17 protein-coding genes are annotated in these 17354 nt (G+C 61.7%); 6 read left to right on the forward strand and 11 right to left on the reverse strand.

The window, feature by feature from the left end:
* Positions 1 to 5: 5 nt before the first annotated feature.
* A complete protein-coding gene (locus ACS0VV_RS12445) occupies positions 6 to 1901 on the reverse strand; it encodes an outer membrane protein assembly factor BamB family protein (RefSeq protein ID WP_483533013.1) in 1896 nt (631 codons plus the stop codon).
* A gap of 26 nt (positions 1902 to 1927) precedes the next feature.
* Positions 1928 to 4387 (reverse strand): TonB-dependent receptor, encoded by a 2460-nt coding sequence (locus ACS0VV_RS12450; RefSeq protein WP_483533014.1) that lies wholly within the window; start codon positions 4385 to 4387, stop codon positions 1928 to 1930.
* A 158-nt stretch (positions 4388 to 4545) separates the two neighbouring features.
* On the opposite strand from ACS0VV_RS12450, the gene ACS0VV_RS12455 reads away from it, so the two are divergent.
* The 4 genes from ACS0VV_RS12455 to ACS0VV_RS12470 are packed head-to-tail and all read left to right on the forward strand — an operon-like array spanning position 4546 to position 7052.
* Entirely contained in the window at positions 4546 to 5898 is a 1353-nt protein-coding gene (locus tag ACS0VV_RS12455; RefSeq protein WP_483533015.1) for an aromatic ring-hydroxylating oxygenase subunit alpha, read from the forward strand.
* 17 nt (positions 5899 to 5915) lie between these two features.
* Positions 5916 to 6206 (forward strand): putative quinol monooxygenase, encoded by a 291-nt coding sequence (locus ACS0VV_RS12460; protein WP_483533016.1) that lies wholly within the window; start codon positions 5916 to 5918, stop codon positions 6204 to 6206.
* Positions 6193 to 6513 carry a putative quinol monooxygenase gene (locus ACS0VV_RS12465; protein WP_483533017.1) on the forward strand — a complete coding sequence of 107 codons (321 nt, stop codon included), beginning with the start codon at positions 6193 to 6195 and terminating at the stop codon, positions 6511 to 6513. Before ACS0VV_RS12460 ends, ACS0VV_RS12465 begins: the two co-directional genes overlap by 14 nt.
* A complete protein-coding gene (locus tag ACS0VV_RS12470) occupies positions 6510 to 7052 on the forward strand; it encodes a nuclear transport factor 2 family protein (RefSeq protein WP_483533018.1) in 543 nt (180 codons plus the stop codon). The genes ACS0VV_RS12465 and ACS0VV_RS12470 overlap by 4 nt, the downstream gene beginning before the upstream one ends.
* Here the strand turns inward: ACS0VV_RS12470 and ACS0VV_RS12475 are convergent.
* Genes ACS0VV_RS12475 through ACS0VV_RS12505 form a run of 7 tightly spaced genes read right to left on the reverse strand, consistent with a single transcriptional unit; the run spans position 7049 to position 14147 of the window.
* Positions 7049 to 8440 (reverse strand): dihydrolipoamide acetyltransferase family protein, encoded by a 1392-nt coding sequence (locus ACS0VV_RS12475; RefSeq protein ID WP_483533019.1) that lies wholly within the window; start codon positions 8438 to 8440, stop codon positions 7049 to 7051. The two genes, ACS0VV_RS12470 and ACS0VV_RS12475, sit on opposite strands and share 4 nt — an antisense overlap.
* A 3-nt stretch (positions 8441 to 8443) precedes the next feature.
* Positions 8444 to 9454, reverse strand: a complete 1011-nt coding sequence (locus tag ACS0VV_RS12480; protein WP_483533020.1) for an alpha-ketoacid dehydrogenase subunit beta — start codon at positions 9452 to 9454, stop codon at positions 8444 to 8446.
* A gap of 11 nt (positions 9455 to 9465) precedes the next feature.
* Positions 9466 to 10437 (reverse strand): thiamine pyrophosphate-dependent dehydrogenase E1 component subunit alpha, encoded by a 972-nt coding sequence (locus ACS0VV_RS12485; protein ID WP_483533021.1) that lies wholly within the window; start codon positions 10435 to 10437, stop codon positions 9466 to 9468.
* On the reverse strand, positions 10437 to 11780 hold the full coding sequence (locus ACS0VV_RS12490) for an aromatic ring-hydroxylating oxygenase subunit alpha (RefSeq protein ID WP_483533022.1): 1344 nt from the start codon (positions 11778 to 11780) through the stop codon (positions 10437 to 10439). Before ACS0VV_RS12490 ends, ACS0VV_RS12485 begins: the two co-directional genes overlap by 1 nt.
* Positions 11781 to 11804: 24 nt before the next feature.
* Positions 11805 to 12566 (reverse strand): SDR family NAD(P)-dependent oxidoreductase, encoded by a 762-nt coding sequence (locus ACS0VV_RS12495; RefSeq protein WP_151972652.1) that lies wholly within the window; start codon positions 12564 to 12566, stop codon positions 11805 to 11807.
* Positions 12567 to 12568: 2 nt separating this feature from the next.
* Positions 12569 to 13333 carry an SDR family NAD(P)-dependent oxidoreductase gene (locus ACS0VV_RS12500; RefSeq protein ID WP_483533023.1) on the reverse strand — a complete coding sequence of 255 codons (765 nt, stop codon included), beginning with the start codon at positions 13331 to 13333 and terminating at the stop codon, positions 12569 to 12571.
* 58 nt (positions 13334 to 13391) lie between these two features.
* Positions 13392 to 14147, reverse strand: a complete 756-nt coding sequence (locus ACS0VV_RS12505; RefSeq protein ID WP_483533024.1) for an SDR family oxidoreductase — start codon at positions 14145 to 14147, stop codon at positions 13392 to 13394.
* A gap of 130 nt (positions 14148 to 14277) precedes the next feature.
* Here ACS0VV_RS12505 and ACS0VV_RS12510 point away from each other — a divergent pair, with 130 nt between their 5' ends.
* Positions 14278 to 14904 carry a TetR/AcrR family transcriptional regulator gene (locus ACS0VV_RS12510; RefSeq protein ID WP_483533025.1) on the forward strand — a complete coding sequence of 209 codons (627 nt, stop codon included), beginning with the start codon at positions 14278 to 14280 and terminating at the stop codon, positions 14902 to 14904.
* Here ACS0VV_RS12510 and ACS0VV_RS12515 read toward each other — a convergent pair.
* Positions 14901 to 15638: a ThuA domain-containing protein gene (locus ACS0VV_RS12515; RefSeq protein ID WP_483533026.1), complete on the reverse strand. Its 738-nt coding sequence runs from the start codon at positions 15636 to 15638 to the stop codon at positions 14901 to 14903. The genes ACS0VV_RS12510 and ACS0VV_RS12515 overlap by 4 nt on opposite strands.
* A 100-nt stretch (positions 15639 to 15738) precedes the next feature.
* Between ACS0VV_RS12515 and ACS0VV_RS12520 the strand changes: the two genes are divergently transcribed.
* The gene (locus ACS0VV_RS12520) at positions 15739 to 16953 is read left to right on the forward strand and encodes a CaiB/BaiF CoA transferase family protein (protein ID WP_483533027.1); all 1215 of its coding nucleotides are present in this window, start codon (positions 15739 to 15741) and stop codon (positions 16951 to 16953) included.
* On the opposite strand, the gene ACS0VV_RS12525 is transcribed toward ACS0VV_RS12520, so the two are convergent.
* A complete protein-coding gene (locus ACS0VV_RS12525) occupies positions 16941 to 17309 on the reverse strand; it encodes a Zn-ribbon domain-containing OB-fold protein (protein WP_483533028.1) in 369 nt (122 codons plus the stop codon). The genes ACS0VV_RS12520 and ACS0VV_RS12525 overlap by 13 nt on opposite strands.
* Positions 17310 to 17354: the final 45 nt, after the last annotated feature.

Genomic DNA, 17354 nt, shown 5'->3' on the forward strand with positions numbered 1-17354 from the left:
CTGTCCTATCGCTTGGCAAACACCAGCAGCACATTGCCGGGCATATGGAAGTACAGGCCGTAGCCGCTGTTCACGATCACGTGGCCGTCATACACCGCAGGCCCAGGCCCGCTCATGCTGCCGCCCCGCCCTTCGACACCCGTGATCGTTTCCACCGGATTGCGCGTATTGAACGACCAGACCTTGTTGCCGTTGCGGCGGTCATAACCGAACAGCCGGCCATCCAGATGGCCCGCAATCACTCCGCCGGGAATGGCGGTGACGGCAGACGAAATGCCCGGATCGCAATAGGCTTCATCATCGCAGATATTGTCCGCCAGACTGCGCCAGAGCACGCGGCCATTGGTGGCGTTGATGGCATGGATGCCCGCGCCATTGATCGACGCATCATAAACGCGCCCGTCATAGGTATCGGCGAGGTCGGAGATTGGCACGTAAACCGTGCTGCCCTGTGCCGCGAGGCCGAAATGCACGCCGCCTTGCGTCCCGCCATGGCCCAACCGGCGTTCCCACACTTGCTCGCCCGTATCGGGGTCGACACCGTGGACAACGCCTGACTTCGAACCGACCACGATCATGTCGCCGCCATCATCGGTGGGCACCAGCAGCACCGATGCCGCGATATCGAGATCGGGGCCGTTTTCCTCAGGGCAATTCTCGTTGCCCAGCATACAGCCGACATTCCACGCGTCGTTTTCGGTGAACTGTAGCTGGAAAATCCGCCGCCCGGTGGTGGCATCGACCGCGAAGAGGGCGTCGCTGTTTTCATCGGCGGGAGAGGAATAATTCTCGCCCGAGCCGAAGTAGAAACGGTTGCGCGCCGCATCATAGGTCGGGCTGTTCCACACCGGCGCGCCCGAGGGGCCGAGAATGCGTGCGCCCGCGCTAGTCCTGCCTTGCTCGACCGGCGCTTCGGGCACGGTGTAATGCTTCCAGATTTCCTCGCCCGTATCCGGATCAAGCGCCGCCACTGCGCCGCGGAAGGTGCAGCAACTGTAATTGGGATCGGCAGCAGACGTCACTTCCAGCGAGGAAATCGGCACCGCCAGCACACCGCCGCCCAGCGTGGGCGTGCCGGTGATCGTCGCGTTGGGATGGTCATCGGCATCCACCCGCCAAAGCTGCTCGCCCGACATTGCGTCAATAGCGTAAACGCGGCCCAGAATATCGCCGAAATACAGCCGCTCATTCTCGGCATCGGCAACGATGGCCGTGCGCACTTCGGCGCCCGCACGATAGGTCCATTTCGTGCATCCGGTGTCGATATCGAAGGCGTAGACCATGCCCGTCTGGCTGCCGACAAAGATCGTGTCCCAGCCCACCGCGGGCTGCGAGCGGGCGCGGTTGGAGCTGGGGTAGGCGAAGGCCCATTTCAGCTCCATATCGGGCAGATCGGCAGCGGTAACACCGCCAACCGATGCGGGCACGAAGCGCGCATTATCGTGCCCCCAGCCCACCGCTGCGGGCGGCGCGCCGCTGCCGCCGATGCTGGCATCGGTGCAGGCGGGCGGCGGAGCGGGCGGAACGTAGTCATCCAGCTCGATCCGCGCCAGATATTCGGCGATATGCAATTGCTCGTCTTCGCTGAGATGCGCTGCCTGCTGCTGCATGATCCCGTCCCGCATGGAGGAGAGGATCATGTCAGGTTCCAGCATTTCCAGCCACACCACGGCAGGCGCCTTGGTGACAGTGCCGTTGTGGCAGGACAAGCAGTTTTGTTCGAACAGGGCCCTTCCCGGATGCGTCTCCAGATCGATGGGCGTACCGCCCCTCGCCTGCAGTTCCTCCAGCGAGGTCATCCGGGATGATCCGTCACCGGCTGCTTGCGTCAGGAACAATGCCGTTCCCACAGCAACCAGCGTCGCCGTGGCGACTGCGATCAAGGTGCCCTTGTTCTTCATGCGTCAGCGTCCCTTGCGTGCCTGCCTCAGTTGCCGAAGGTGAAGCCGACTTCGACACCGAAGTAGCGCGGGGGGCCGAACTGGCTGTTGAGCCACAGGCCCGCAACGTTTTGCGAGGCTGTACGGTAACGCTCGTCGGTCAGGTTCTGGCCGATCAGGCGGACGTAATACTGGTCATCCACCTGGCTCAGCGTGATCGAGCCGTTGAGCAGCGTGCGCGCATTGAGGAAAGTGTTTCCCAGCGGATCGTCAATCGCCTGCGTGAACAGGCTGCTGCTCTGATAGGCAACACTGCCGTTGAAGGTCAGCTCGTGATTGCTGCCGATGGGCTGCGCGTAGGTGGCATCGATCGTCCACTGCCATTCGGGCGCCCGGTCGAGCGGCGAGGTCGAAAGATCGTATCCGGCGTTGGGCGCGTTGTATTCGCCATAGCGCGCATCCTGATAGCCGAGCACACCGCGCAGCGTCAGATTGTCGGTCGGTTCCGCCGTCAGTTCGGCTTCGATGCCCGACACTTCGGCGCTCGCTGCATTGACGAAGATCGTCACCTGGTTGGGCGCGCCGTTGACAATCAGTGGCACGTTCAACTGGCGCTGCAGATCGTTGTATTCGACATGGAAGCCGGTGAGGTTGAACCGCATCAGATCTTCGAAGAGGTCGGCCTTGAAGCCCACTTCATAGCTGTTGGCGGTTTCCGGATCGGTCGCCTGCGCCGCTTCGGCAAAGGCATCAAGGTCGGTTCCGAACGCTGCGAAACCGCCGATCTGGTCGTTAAAGCCGCCCGCCTTGAAGCCACGCGATACCGTGCTGTAGAGGAACAGATCGGGCGTCGCCTGATAGCCGAGGCTCACCCGCCAGGTGAGCTGGCTGGCGCTGTCATCCACCCGGATGACGCCAGCGGGGAAATTGTAGACGCTCGCATCCAGCGCCTCGTCAATCGTCAGGCCGAGATCGAACCCGCCTTCGAGCGCGGGAATGAAGGTCTGCTGGCGGCCAAGCCAGGTCTTGTCTTCCCACGTGTAGCGCGCGCCTGCGGTCAGCGTCAGTTCCGGGGTGATTTCGAACGTGCCTTCGCCGAACAGCGCGGTCGACGACGCTTCCTGCGCGTTGCACAGGATGTAGGGCGTGTCATTCCAGTTGCCGAAGGGCAGCGGGCCTGAAGTCAGATCAAGGAAGCCGAGAATCTGCGAAACGCAGAAATCGGTGTTGTCGGACTGGTAGAAGCCGCCGACCACAAGGTTGAACGGCCCTTCGAAATCGCTGGCAAAGCGCACTTCCTGCTGGAAGGTCTCGCGGTCGTCATCGCGGGTCGCGTCGAAAATCGAGAGCGGATTGCCCTGCGCGTCGAGCGGAGCGTGGCCAGGATAGCTGTTGGGCAAGCGCGAACGCTGGCTGCGCCAGCCGGTGACCGAGGTCAGCGTGCCGATATCGAAGTCGAAATCGATGTTGGCATAAAGCCCGTCCACATCAATCCGCTGGCCGCGCCCAGCAAACAGCAGCGCATCATCGCGCAGCGTGATCGCGGCATTGTCGAGCGGATCATCGTTCGCGGGGTTGAACGATCCGGTGTTGAGCAGATCGGTGAGGAATGGCGCCGTGCCGGTATAACGGTCGTTCTCATTGACCGAAGGCACCGAGCCCGAACGGTCGCGCAGGATTTCATACTGGAACAGCGCGGAGATGTTGTCGGTCGGCTCGAACAGCAATTTGACGCGGCCCGAATAGACTTCGGTGCTGCCGATGCGGTCGCCATTGAGGCAGCCCTGCGCGCCTTGGAAGGGGTTGGCGACAAAGCCGGTCACCGGGCCATAACACCCCCCGTTGCGGTAATAGCCGTCATCGGTTTCCACCCCGCCGACCACGCGCAGTGCCAGCATATCGTCAACCAACGGGATATTGATTGCGCCGGCAACATTGAATGTGCCCCAGTCACCTGCCTGCGCACGCCCGCGCACGGTGAACTCGTTCATTTCCGGGCGGGTGGTGCGCACGGTCACCGCGCCGCCGGTGGTATTCTTGCCGAAAAGTGTTCCCTGCGGCCCGCGCAGCACTTCCACCTGATCGACATCGAAGGTGTCGAGCAATTGCGTCTGCACGCTGGGCATCACGAAATCGTCGACCAGTACGGCCACAGGCGGTTCGAAGTAGACGATAATATTGTTCTGCCCCACGCCGCGCATCGCAAAGCTGGCTGCGTTAAAACCGGTGATCGTTTCGGCAGAGAAGTTGGGAACGAACGCCGCCAAGCCGCCGATATTATCGAGATTGGCCTGTTCGATCAGCTCCGAATCGATGGCAGACACCGCGATCGGCGTGGTCTGCAAATCGGTATCGCGGCGGGTGGCGGTCACGATAATGCGACCAAGGCCCTCTTCTTCCTCTGCTGCGGGCGTTTCCCCCGCATCCTGCGCACTGGCGCCCGACGATACCGCAACACATGACAGTGCGGCCCACGCAGCCCCGATATAGAGTACCGACTTCTTCATCACGCTCTCCCAACAACTCTTGTGGCAGCCGGGTTCAGTCCCAGCTTGCCGGTTGACAACCACCTCCTGCCACAGCAGAATATAACAATCAATCATGCTTGTTTGTTTTATTGCGCCAAGCACACAGGTGCGGCGATGCAGGCAACAGGAGAGCTGGTGTGAATTTCGATTTCCGAAACTGGGATATCCATGTGGGCGACCCCCATCCGTTCAACGCTGAACGGCCACGCCCCGATAATGGCACGCATCGTCCTGATCCGGCTCGCTTTTTTACGCCCGAATATTGGGCGGAAGAGTGGGAGAAGGTGTTCACCAAAACCTGGCTGCTGGCTGGGGTGGAAAGCGACATTCCCGAAGAAGGCGATTGGCTTCGCTTTGAGATCGGGCCTGAATCTTTCGTGGTGGTGCGGCAGGCCGATGGCGGAGTGCGTGCGTTCTACAATGTCTGCCCGCATCGCGGCAGCCAGATCGCGCTTGCCGATTTCGGCTCGGCCAACAGTTTCGTCTGTCCGTTCCATAGCTGGAAATTCGATATTGATGGCACCAACACGCATATCACCGACCGCGAGACGTTCCATCCGGACGTGTTGTGCCACAAGACCGACCTGACCGAGGTCCGCTGCGAAGTATCATCGGGGCTCGTCTTCATTTCGATGAACGATGATGTGATGCCGCTGGCCGAATATCTCGGCGAAGTGGCGGAGCACCTCGCCCTTTATGAAATCCAGGACATGGTGGTGGTGCAGCACAAGAAGTCCGATTGGGCGGCCAATTGGAAAGGCGGTGTCGATGCCTTCTACGAAATCTATCATCTGCACGCCGTGCATCCGCAAACGCAGGCGGTGATGGATGATCGCACACAGATCGATCTCTTCCCCAACGGGATGAGCCGCCAGTTTGTCCCCTTCGCGCAGCCCAGCCCGCGCTTCCCCGATCAGGAAACGGTCAATCTGGGTATCCAGATGATGCTGGCCGATGCGGGGATTGATCCCGAAACCTTCACCGGCACCGCGCAGGAAAGCCGCGCGGCGATCCAGCAGGCAAAGCGCGCACGGTCTGACAAATACGGCCTCGGTTACGAGCGGTTCAGCGACACACAATTGAGCGATTCGACGATTTACGGGCTGTTCCCGAACATCCAGATCGGCTGCCACCCCGAGGCGGTGTTCATCCACCGCTTCCTGCCCGACGCCGATGATCCCAAGCGGTTCACTTACGAAACCATCATCCTGTTCAAGCCGGAGGATATTCCCGGACACCGTCCGCCCGCGTGGATGGGCCTTGCTGCCGATGCCGATATAACCGGGATGACCCGGCCCGATATCGTGCATACCGGCCTTGGCGAGCCGCCGGAGCTGGGCGAAGTGCTCGATCAGGATAGCGAGCTGCTCCCGATCGTGCAGAAGGGTGCCCGCTCGCGCGGCTTTGCCGGCCCCTTGTGGAGCGAGCAGGAAGCACGGCTGCGGCATTTCCATGTCGAGCTTGACCGTTATATCAACGGCGAAAAATAACCCAGCAGGAGCAGAAGATGCCGACCACTTTCCTTTCGAGGTTCAAAATAAAGCCCGGCGCCGATGCCGAATTCTGCGAGCTGATCGACGCGATGGAAGCCAATGCCGCGCGCGAACCCGATACGCTGCAATACAAGTTCTACCGGCTGGAAGAACCCAACGCTTTTGCCGTGTATGAGAGTTTCACCAATGAAGAGGCGGATGTCGCCCACCAGCAGAACCCGGAGAGCGCGCCGATCATCGCCCGCATGATCGAATGCATCGATGGCACCTACACACGGGAGTATCTCTACGATGTCAAAGGCTGAACGCGGCGGTGCTCCCGGCAAATCCTTTATCGCCACGCTGCGGGTAAAGCCCGAAAAACGCGATGAATTTATCGCCCTGCAAACCGAGCTGAAGGCGCTGGTGCACGAGCATGAGCCCGATGCCTATGTCTACGAGGTGATGCAGGCGGACGACGATCCCGACCTGTTCTATTGCATCGCCACCTTCAAGGACGAGGCCGCCTTCGATCACCATATGCATATCGACTTTCACGACCGGCTGGTGCCGCCGATCCTCGAATGCTTGGCCGAAGATATGCAACTGGGCTTCTTCCGCTCGCACGCATGAGCGAGGCGGCGCTGGCAGACAGGCTGCGCCTTATCGAGGACAGGCTCGATATCGGGCAATTGCAGGCACGCTACACGATCCATATAGACGATCACGATCTGGACCGGGTGGCGGAGCTGTTCGCCGAAAATGGCCGGTTCCGTTCGGCAGACGGCGTGATGGATGCGCAAGGGCGCGCGGCGGTGTGCGAGCAGTTCCGCGGACGATTCGCGGCGCTCGGCTTCGGTTTCCATGTAACCCACGACCATGTGATCACGCTCGATCCCGAACAACCCGATCAGGCGAACGGCATTGTCTCCAGCCATGCCGAAGTCGTGCGCAATGGCGCGCCGATGCTGGCCGCGATGCGCTATCATGATCGCTATGTGCGTGAGGATAGCGCGTGGCGCTTTGCCGACCGCTTGCTGCACTTTTTCTACTATCTGCCCGTGGCAGAATATGCCGCAGCCTTGCCGACGGCAGGGCGGATGCGCGCTTATGGCGATATCAGACCCGCCGATCTGCCCGAAAGCGCGCCGACGTTTGGCAGCAAAGCCTAGAGCTGTTCGGGGTTCTCGATCAGCTCCGCAATCGCCGCGAGGAAGCGGGCCCCATCCACGCCATCAATCGCGCGGTGATCGCAGCTGAGCGACAGATGCAGCACCGGCACAATCCGGATCGCGCCATTGTCATCGACTGGCTCGGGCCGCGCCGCACCGACCGCGAGAATCGCGCCCTGCGGCGGATTGATCACCGCATCGAAGGATTCGACCCCAAAGCTGCCGAGATTGGAAATCGAAAAGCTGCCACCCTGAAACTCTTCGGGGCGGAGCTTGCCTGCGCGGGCACGCTGGGCCAGCCGCGCGCTTTCCTTGGCGATATCGGCAACGTTGCGCTCGTCAGCCTTGGTAATGATCGGGGTGATGAGGCCGCGATCGGTCGCCACCGCCATCGCGATATCGCCATGGGCGAAGCGGTGGATCGCACCATCATGCACTTGCACATTGCAGCTTGGGACTTCGCGCAAAGCCAGCGCGGCGGCGCGGATCAGGTAATCGTTGATGGTGCCGACTTTGCCATCACTTTCGCGCAGCGCGATCAGCGCATCGGCGCGCACGCGGCGGCGCAGATAGATGTGCGGGATGGCCTGCTTCGCTTCAGTCAGGCGACGGGCGATGGTCTTGCGCATCGCGCTCATCGGCTCGACCGTCACGTCCGCGCCCGGCGCGCTGGATGCGGGTATGGGCCCGCTGGGCGCTGGAATATTGGCAAATGCCAACACATCCGCCTTGCAGATCCGACCACGCGGGCCGGTCCCGGTCAGCTGCGACAGATCAACACCGTTTTGCGCCGCGATCCGCCGTGCGAGCGGGCTGGCGAAGGCCTGCTCTTGTCCTGACACCGCGATGGGGCCGCGCAGCACGGGCGTGCGCGATCCGGCCATCGCCTTGTCGACATCCTGCCGGGTGATCCGCCCGTTGCGTCCGCTCGGCACGATATCGGCAACCGACAGCCCCGCTGCCTCTGCTGCGCGCCGGGCCGCTGGCGAAATGGCGATGCTATCGGCCATCTTGCTCGGCGAAGCAGGGGGAGGGGGGGCCGGTGCTGGCTCGGCCTCTCGCACTTCCTCCATATTGGCGGCAGCAGAACTTCCCGCCGGGCGGTAGGCCGCAACAAAGGCGTCGATCTCCGCTTCGCTCGCCTCGGGCGGGCCCATCACGGCGAGCAATGCGCCAACAGGCTTGGTCTCTTGCGCGCCGACCAGCAGCCGGACAAGGCAGCCGTCGGCATCGGCCTCGACCTCGTTCGTGATCTTGTCGGTTTCGATGAGGACGATGACATCGCCCTTGGCGAAGGGTTTTCCTTCCTCGACCTGCCAGCCCGCAACCGTGCCTTCGGTCATTTCGATGCCCCATTTGGGCATGGCAAAAGGCTTGAGCGCCGCCATATCTCAGCCCCAATCCAGCGTGCGCCGCACGGCGGCTTCGATGGCGGGCGGGCCAGGAACATAGGCGCGCTCCAGCTCCGGCGAGAAAGGCACCGGCGTATGCGGCGCGGTCACGCATTCGGGCGGAGCATCGAGGCTGGTAAAGGCTTTTTGCGCCACCAGCGCCGTGATATCCGCCGCCAGCCCGCAGCGCGGCGGGCACTCGTCCACCACCACCAACCGGCCCGTCTGCTCGACGCTATCGAGGATCGCTTCCTCGTCCAGCGGGCTGGTGGTGCGCGGATCGATAATGTCGCAGCCGATGCCGTCCTCGGCGAGCTTGTCTGCCGCCTTCTCGGCAAAGCTGACCATGCGGCCAAAGGCGACGATGGTCACATCGCCCCCCTCGCGCGCCATCCGCGCATGGCCGAACGGCACGCGGTAGTCGCCCTCGGGCACCTCGCCCTTTTTGCCGTAGAGCGCCTTGTGCTCGAAAAACATCACCGGATCATCGCCATTGAGGGCTTCGTTGAGCAATCCCTTGGCATCGGCGGGCGTGCTCGGCATCGCCACCTTGAGGCCGGGAATGGCAGTCAGGAGGTTGTAGAAAGCCTGGCTATGCTGCGCGGCGGAATTCATCCCCGCACCATAGATCAGCCGCACCACCACCGGGCAACGCGCCTTGCCGCCGAACATATAGCGGAATTTGGCAATCTGGTTGATCAGCTGATCGCCGCACACGCCAATAAAGTCGGCAAACATCAGCTCTGCCACCGGCCGCATTCCGGCGAGCGCCGCGCCTGCCGCCGCACCGACGATGGCGCTTTCCGAAATAGGTGTATCGATCACCCGGTCTGCGCCGAACTTGCCGAACAGGCCGGTGCTGGTGCCCCAGATGCCGCCAATCGCCTCTTGCCCGCCCGCCGTGCCCGCGCCGCCGGCAACATCCTCTCCGAGCAGGATGACGCTGGGATCACGCTCCATCGCATCGTGGAGCGTCTGGTTGATCGCTTCGCGGATATTCATCACACTCATCGATCAGCCTTTCAGTAACTTGCGTAAACGTCTTCAAGGACGTGCGAAGGGTCTGGCCGCTCGGCCTTGCGCGCAGCCTCCACCGCGCGGTCAATCTCTTCGCCGACAGCGGCGTCGAGCGCGTCGAGTTCGTCGGTGGAGAGATAGTTTTGCGTGACGGCGGAGGCGCGGAAGCTCTTGAGCGCATCGCGTTCCTCGCGCAGCCGCGCGACTTCGCCTTTGGCACGGTACCGCTGCGGATCGCCTTCGAAATGGCCATAGAACCGCTCGGTATCGAGCTCGATAGCGGCAGGCAGATTGGTGCTGCGGACATAGTCCAGCAGTTCCGCCATCGCTTCGAATGTCGAATAGAAGTCGCAACCATTGGCGCGCCACGCGCGCATCCCAAAGGCCTCTGCGCGGCTGGCAATATCCAGCGCGGTGCCCACGGCATAGGCATCGCCAGTATGTTCGGAATAGTGATTGTTCTCGAAAACGAAGATCGCGGGCACTTCGATAACAGCGGCCATATTCATCGCTTCAAACGTAGTGCCCTGGTTGCACGCGCCGTCACCCGAAAAGGCGATGGCGACCTTGCCCTTGCCCGCCGCCTTGGCGGCAATCGCCGCGCCGACCGCTTGCGGCGCTCCGGCCCCCACGATCCCGTTCGCGCCGAGCATTCCGATGGACGTATCGGCAATGTGCATGGAGCCGCCACGGCCCTTGCACAGGCCTTCACGGCTGCCGTAAATTTCCTTCATCATCCCGTCCACATCGCAGCCCTTGGCGATACAATGTCCGTGCCCGCGGTGGGTGGAGACGATCATGTCGCCACTATCCAGATGCTCGCACACGCCCACGGCGGCAGCTTCCTGCCCGGCATAGAGATGCGTGAAGCCGGGGATTTCGCCCTTGGCGATTTCTTCATGCAGGCGCTCTTCAAACTGGCGGATGGTGGCCATGCGGCGATAGGCGCGGAGCAATCCGTCTTTCGAATATTGCATCAGATATCCCCTTCGCCCGGCCCGTTATGGCCATACAGGTAATCGCCCAGCGTCTTGTGGAAATGCCGCAAGCGGATTTCCTGATCGCCGATCCAGAGACCTTCAAACGCCTCGCTGTTCATCCCCGCCTGCACATGCGGCAGGTTGAACGCGTCCTGATCGAGCACCTGGCCAATCGTCTTGTCGCCATGCTTGAAATGCTGGTGCGGCACGCGCGCGGGCCACTTTTCGCCTTCGGGCACCAATTCGAACATCCAGATATCGTAAAGCATCTTGTTCGGATCGGTTGGATGCGGGCGCTGGCGGAACATCATCACGTCATCGGCATGCACATTCAGCGAAACATTGGGAAAAATCGTGTAGTGATAATCGTCGGTTAGCTGGTCATCATTGAGCGCGGAATAATCCTTGCCCTGCGCCGCACCGTTTGCCCGCTTGAACTTCTGCAAAGCTTCGCGGACGCCGTCGATCCGGCCTTCATACCCGGCGGGATCCATGCCCGCCGCTTCCATCATGCCCGCAAACAGCGGCGGCATGATCGAGGGGAGTGAAACGCGCGGACTGACGGCGGCGAAGGGGATCAGATAGCGGTTGTGCTTGTCGTAGCAGTCATACTGCACGTTCACATCGTCCAGATACCATTTCAGCTGCGGGTGGATGCCCTGCACGTGATAGGTCTCGCTGAAAGCATCGACGCTGGCCTTCCAGTTGCAATCCCATTCCACGGTGACATCGCGCGTCCACGCCATCCGCTCCATATGATACGGATCGAGATGCTCTGGAATCACGCCCAGATAGTCGCGCAGCGGCTCTGCATCGGGGTTGAGCGAGAACCAGACAAAACTGCCCCACTCCTCCACCTTGATCGGCCGCACCCGCCCGCAGGGCGGCGCGCCTTGCGGGAAGGTCTCGCGGTCCGGCATGTGCAGCAGCTTCCCCTTGGGCGAATAGGCCCAGTGGTGATAGCTACAACGGAACACCCCGTCCTTGTCCTTCACCGAGCCGAGGCCCTCTTCGGGCACCAGCCGGTTCCCGCGATGCAGGCAGATGTTGTAGAACCCGGCGACCGAGCCATCGCGCTGGCGCACCAGCAGCACCGATTCTTTGCCGATATTGGTGCAACTATAATCGCCCGCTTCGGGAATATCGTCAGACCGGCCACCTAGCAGCCACACCTTCGTCCACAGCCGCTCCCATTCGAGCTGCATGAACTCCTTGGAGGTATAGCGCTCCGCCGGAATCAGCGCATAGCCAAGCTCCGGATCGGGCGCTTTTTCCACCGGTGTCCCGCCCGGCACCGGTTCGCTAACGCGCTTGACGAATTGCTCGCGTTTGACATCCATGGCTCTGGCTTTCCCGCTCCGGCCCTAGAAATGCGTGTTGTTGGTGAAGCCGCCATCGACAACGATGTGCGATCCGTTGCACCAGCTGGCCGCCGGACTGGCGAGGAACGCGACCACGCGGGCGATTTCTTCCGGCTTGCCGAAGCGGCCCTGCGGGTGCTTGCGGATCAGCGACTGGTAGAACTTCTCCATCGCCCCCTTGAGCATTTCCCAATTGCCGCCTTCAAATTCCACCGGGCCGGGGGATACGACATTGACGCGGATGCCATCCTTGCCATGCGCCAGACCCAGCTGCTTGCCATACGTAATGAGCGAGGCCTTGAGCGCGTTATACGCCTGCGGGCCACCCATATCCTCCAGCGCGGAGGTGGTGCCGATCAGCACGATGGAGCCACTTTTGCGCTCCGCCATCCCTTCAATCACCGCGTCAATCGCGCGCACCGGGCCCATCACATCGACGGCGAAGTTGCGTTCCCAGTATTTGAGACTGCCCACTCCGCCCGAGGCAGAGGTGACGGGCACGAGGATATCGACCCCGTCCAGCTCCGCATCCGCCCACTGCATCCACGCCTTGAACTGCTCGCCATCGGTGACGTCGCAGCCCTTGCCGATCACCTTCGTGCCGTATTTCTTGAGATTGGCGACAGCATCCTTCACCGAATCGTCGTTGCGGGCGGTGATCGCGACATCGCAGCCTTCGCGGGCGAAGGTCTCGGCAATGGCATAGCCGATCCCCCGCGCCCCGCCGACGACGATTGCTTTCTTGCCCTTCAGTCCCAGATCCATGCCTATGCCTTTCGTAACATCTTAAAGTCGCTCTTGTCGGGCAGGCGCCCCAGTTGCGCCCCGCCCGACAGCTGGATGATTTCGCCCGTGGTGAAGCACTCCGGCGACGCGAGCCACGCCACCGCCGCTGCGACTTCTTGCGGCGTCACCGCCCGCGCGCCGAGCGGCACATGATCGAGATACAGCCCGGTCAGCGCCGCATCGGCGAAGATCGCTTCGGTCATCGGCGTTTGCGAAAATCCTGGAGCGACTGCATTCACACGAATGCCTCGCTCACCCAGCTCAACCGCCGCCACCCGCACCAACTGTTCCAGCGCCGCCTTGGCGCAACTGTAGGCGGCAAGACCTACGCCTGCGAGCCGTGCGGTTAGCGAGGAAAACAGCACCACATTGCCGCCATCGGGCATAGCCGGAACGGCGTGTTTGAGCAGCAGCGCGTTGGCGGTGAAATGCAGTTCCATTTGGTCTTCGATCTGCGCCCGCTCGATCCGGGCAATCCCGCCCGCACAGGTCGTCCCCGCGGCGTTCACCAGCACGTCAATCGGGCCGGTTTGCGCAAACAGCGCCGCAATCGAGGTTTCATCGCGGATGTCGCAAACAGCGTGCTTGCCGCCAATCGCCCCGGCAAGATCGGCAACCGCACCGCTGCTGCGGGCGGCCACCGTCACCTGGCAGCCGTTACCGGCCAGCCGCCGGGCAACGGCCTCACCCAGGCCGCCCGGGCTGGATGCGCCGATAATGAGTGCTGTCCTGCCTGCAAAGTTCATGCCCTGACCTTAGAACCTGCAGCCGTCACTGCAAGAAAAAAGTCAGGCGTGATTGTTTTTAAGGGCGGATGCTCGAGCCGTTGTCGATCAGATATTCGCCCCCTGTCAGGAAGCGCGCATCGTCGCTGCAAAGGAACACGATCAGGCTGGCGACATCATCGGGCGCGCCGATGGAGCCTGCCGGCAGGACGCCTTGCGGAATCTCCTGTTCTTCGCCGGGCCGCCCCATTGCGCCCTGCACCATCGGCGTTTCGATGGCGGACGGATGGATCGTGTTGCAACGCACCTTGTAACCCTGATCCTGACAATGGATGGCAATCGACTTGCTCATCGATCGCACCGCACCTTTGGCCGCCGAATAGGCAAAGAAGGGCGGGAAACCGAAATGGCTGGCGTTCGAACACATATTGATGATCGAGCCGTTTTCGGACTTTGCAAGGAGGGGAAGCCCCAGTTTGCAGCCGAAGAAAACGCCCTTGCACATGATATCCATCGTCTTGTCGAACTGCTCGGTGGTGGTCTGCTCTGGGTCGGCGACAATCACGATCCCGGCATTGTTGACGAGAATATCGAGCCGCCCGTGATCGGCGGCAATCCGGTCATACACCGACTGCCATTCGGCCTCGGAGGCCACATCATGGCGCAGCGCCACAGCGCCCTCGCCGATCTGTGCCGCCACGTCTTGCGCTGCCGCTTCGTTCACATCGGTCACGTAAACGATAGCTCCCGCTTCGGCGAGGCGCAGGCAATCGGCCTTGCCCAAACCCGACCCGCCACCGGTCACCAATGCAATCTTGCCAGCCAGTTTGCTCATTCTTCTCTCCCTGATGATTCGTTTGACTGTTCGCTTCGCACCTATGTATGAGTCGTCGCTAAAGCAGTCACACCTGTTTTCTTTTTTTAGACATAAGGCGATCATGTCCGCGCGCAAGCAAACTTCCCGATTGAGCGAAATTCCGCGCGAAACATCGCGCCATTTGATCGAGCCGACTGCGCAGGCGCTCAAGAGTGCAAAGACCCGCTCGCGGCTGATCGAGGCGACGATCCGCTGCCTCGTCAAATACAGCTACGCCAACACCACAACGCCCAAGGTGGCGGAAGAAGCGGGCCTTTCGCGCGGGGCGATGCTCCACCATTTCGAAAACGGGCGGCAATTGATGCAGGCCACGCTGGTGGAACTGCATCACAAGCGGCTGCGCGCGTTCCGGCGCGGGGTGGGAACATTGAACGATGATGCCCGCACGTTGCTGCGATCCTATTGGGAACAACTGCTCAGCCCCAAATTCATCGCCTTCCAGGAACTTGCCAATGCCGCGCGCACGGACAAGGAACTGGCCGCCACGCTGGAGCCTGTGCGCAAGGAATTCAACGAGCGCTGGCACGATCTGGCCATCGAACTGTTCCCGCAATGGAGCAAAAATCCCCATGCATTCAAAATCGCGCTCGCGCTGACGCATAACACGCTGGAAGGCATGGCGCTGAACCGGCTGACCTTCGGGATTGACGAGGAAGAGATAGAGCTGGTTCTGGATCATCTCGAAAAGGTCATTCTTGATTTGCGGCCGGCCTAGCATCGAGGACTAAACCCCATCCCCCAGCGTATGCCGCGCCGCAAAAGCTCATAAAACACCGGATAATTCCACGCGCACCGCTCGATATGCGGGTAATAGGCGGTGATCGGCTGCAAATCGTAATGCCCCCGGCAGTGGCCCAGCGTGAGGTAGAGAACCGCGCCTTCCCCCACGCTGCGTTCATACAGCACCGGCACTTCGGGCTCATCGCAGTTGCTGAGGCCAAACTCCGGACAATCGCCTTTGAATGACGTGTGCAGCAAGGTCTCAAAACCGGCGAGCTGGCGGGTGAGATAGAGCTCATCCACCACCGAGAAATCGCGCAAACCATCGGTCATAGGGTGATCGTGGCGAGTGACGTGCACCTTGAACGGCCCGATGGGCGGATGGCCGATAAACTGCGTTCCCAGAAGCCGCATAAAGCGCGGTGCATCATCGGGCGTTTCGACCAGCCCGCCCTCAGCAAAGCGCAGCAGCGAATTTGTCCCGTGCAGAGCGAGCCAGCGCCCGCCCCGCTCCAGCCAGCGTTCCAGCACGTCGACCTCGGCATCATCCGGCACCAGATCGCAGGTGTAAGTGATTAGGAGATCGGCGGCCTCGATCAGCGCGCAATCGGCATAGCTTGCTGCTACTGTTGTGCGCAGCGCAGGCTGTTCGGCCAGCAGCTTGAGCAGTTCCAGCCGCGCAAAGTCGATATCGTGGTATTTTCCTGCGGCGATCAGGTGCACCCGCATCCAAACTCTCCGATTGTTCGCGCCCGGCTTTCAACTGCCCCTTGCACTTCGGCCATTCCCAGACCAAAAACAAGCATGATTGTTTTTTAAGGGATGGCAAATGGCTGGTGCAGGTGCTGGAAAAGGGCCGCTCGCAGGGGTGCGGGTCATCGATTGCACCAGCGTGCTGATGGGCCCCTATACCACGCAGATTTTCGCCGATCTGGGCGCGGATGTGATCAAAGTGGAAGCGCCTTCGGGCGATACCACGCGCGCCTTGCCGCCTGGCCCGACGGACGATTGTGGCGCGATGTTTATGAACGTCAATCGCGGCAAACGCAGCCTGGTGCTCGATCTGAAGGAGGAGCCGGGCCGCGATGCGCTGCTCCGACTGATCGACACTGCGGACGTGTTCATCCATTCGATGCGGTTGAAGGCCATCACCAGACTGGGCCTGTCCTACGCCGATATGAAAGCCCGCAATCCAAACATTATCTACGCCAATCTCTACGGCTATGGCCGCAGCGGCCCGTATGCTGACTATCCCGCCTATGATGATATCGTGCAGGCGGCATCGGGCATTGTGGCGCTGCAAGCCGCGCTTTCTGGCGGCGAACCGACCTATCTGGCGACGGTGGTGGCGGACAAGGTGGCAGGCCTTACGGCAGCCTATGCGGTGATCGCTGCGCTGTTCGCGCGCGAACGCAGCGGTATCGGGCAGGAAATCGAAGTGCCGATGTTCGAAACGCTCGCCTCTTTCGCCATGCTCGAACATTTGTGCGGCGCACTGTTCGATCCGCCGATTGGCCCGACCGGCTATGTTCGCGCGCTGTCGCCGGAGCGCAAACCCTATCGCACGGCGGACGGCTATATCGCGGTGATGATCTACAATGATCGCCACTGGCGCAGTTTCTTCGACGCCATCGGCAATCCCGAATGGTCAAAAGATCCGATGTTTGCCTCGCTGCGCACGCGGACGCAGAACATCTCACAAGTGCTCGGCCAACTCGCCGCCGTGATGCGCGAGCGCACGACGGACGAATGGATGACGGTGTTCGAAGCGGCGCAATGCCCCGCCATGCCCGTGCGCTCTATCGACGATCTGCTCGACGATCCGCATCTGGAGGCCGTGGGTTTCTGGCACCGTTGCGACACGCCCCATGGCAAGGTGCGGATGCCCGGAGTGCCGGTGCGCTTTTCCGCAACACCGGGAGAAGCCGGGCGTCCCGGCCCCGGCCTTGGCGCGGACAGTGCAGAGGTGCTGGCAGAGGCAGGCTTTAGCGAGCAGGAAATCGCCCAACTAATGGGGCGCGAAGCGGTGGATCAGGCCGGATGAAAAACGACCAGCGGCCCATCTTTCGTTTGCGCAATCGCGGCAACAACCGCGCTGCCGATAGCAATCCCATCCGCCGCCATGCCGTCCACCCGGCTCATCATCCGCACCCCTTCGGCAAGATCGACCAGCGCGACATTGTAGGGCTCCATCGGCGGGCGGGGATGGATGGTCGTGACCGCATAAACCGTGCCCGTGCCGCGCGCCTCAATCCATTCGAGCGCCTGCCCTTCCGGCCCGCAAACACGCGGCGGGAAAAAGACCGCGCCGCTGGCAGGATCGCGTTGCAGCAAAATCCGGCCTTGATCCAGCGCATCACGCCAGCGGGCTTCGGGGCCAGGAGCATCGTGGGACGTCATGCGACATTGCTATGGGCCTCGCCCGCAATCGTCAATCGCCGGTGC

The organism is Aurantiacibacter sp. KMU-128, from assembly GCF_056933515.1.

Coding starts and splice junctions, on each gene's coding strand:
- ACS0VV_RS12445 (WP_483533013.1), bottom strand. CDS start 1,901: ATGAAGAACAAGGGCACCTTGATCGCAGTCGCCACGGCGACGCTGGTT.
- ACS0VV_RS12450 (WP_483533014.1), bottom strand. CDS start 4,387: ATGAAGAAGTCGGTACTCTATATCGGGGCTGCGTGGGCCGCACTGTCA.
- ACS0VV_RS12460 (WP_483533016.1), top strand. CDS start 5,916: ATGCCGACCACTTTCCTTTCGAGGTTCAAAATAAAGCCCGGCGCCGAT.
- ACS0VV_RS12465 (WP_483533017.1), top strand. CDS start 6,193: ATGTCAAAGGCTGAACGCGGCGGTGCTCCCGGCAAATCCTTTATCGCC.
- ACS0VV_RS12470 (WP_483533018.1), top strand. CDS start 6,510: ATGAGCGAGGCGGCGCTGGCAGACAGGCTGCGCCTTATCGAGGACAGG.
- ACS0VV_RS12475 (WP_483533019.1), bottom strand. CDS start 8,440: ATGGCGGCGCTCAAGCCTTTTGCCATGCCCAAATGGGGCATCGAAATG.
- ACS0VV_RS12480 (WP_483533020.1), bottom strand. CDS start 9,454: ATGAGTGTGATGAATATCCGCGAAGCGATCAACCAGACGCTCCACGAT.
- ACS0VV_RS12485 (WP_483533021.1), bottom strand. CDS start 10,437: ATGCAATATTCGAAAGACGGATTGCTCCGCGCCTATCGCCGCATGGCC.
- ACS0VV_RS12490 (WP_483533022.1), bottom strand. CDS start 11,780: ATGGATGTCAAACGCGAGCAATTCGTCAAGCGCGTTAGCGAACCGGTG.
- ACS0VV_RS12495 (WP_151972652.1), bottom strand. CDS start 12,566: ATGGATCTGGGACTGAAGGGCAAGAAAGCAATCGTCGTCGGCGGGGCG.
- ACS0VV_RS12500 (WP_483533023.1), bottom strand. CDS start 13,333: ATGAACTTTGCAGGCAGGACAGCACTCATTATCGGCGCATCCAGCCCG.
- ACS0VV_RS12505 (WP_483533024.1), bottom strand. CDS start 14,147: ATGAGCAAACTGGCTGGCAAGATTGCATTGGTGACCGGTGGCGGGTCG.
- ACS0VV_RS12515 (WP_483533026.1), bottom strand. CDS start 15,638: ATGCGGGTGCACCTGATCGCCGCAGGAAAATACCACGATATCGACTTT.
- ACS0VV_RS12520 (WP_483533027.1), top strand. CDS start 15,739: ATGGCTGGTGCAGGTGCTGGAAAAGGGCCGCTCGCAGGGGTGCGGGTC.
- ACS0VV_RS12525 (WP_483533028.1), bottom strand. CDS start 17,309: ATGACGTCCCACGATGCTCCTGGCCCCGAAGCCCGCTGGCGTGATGCG.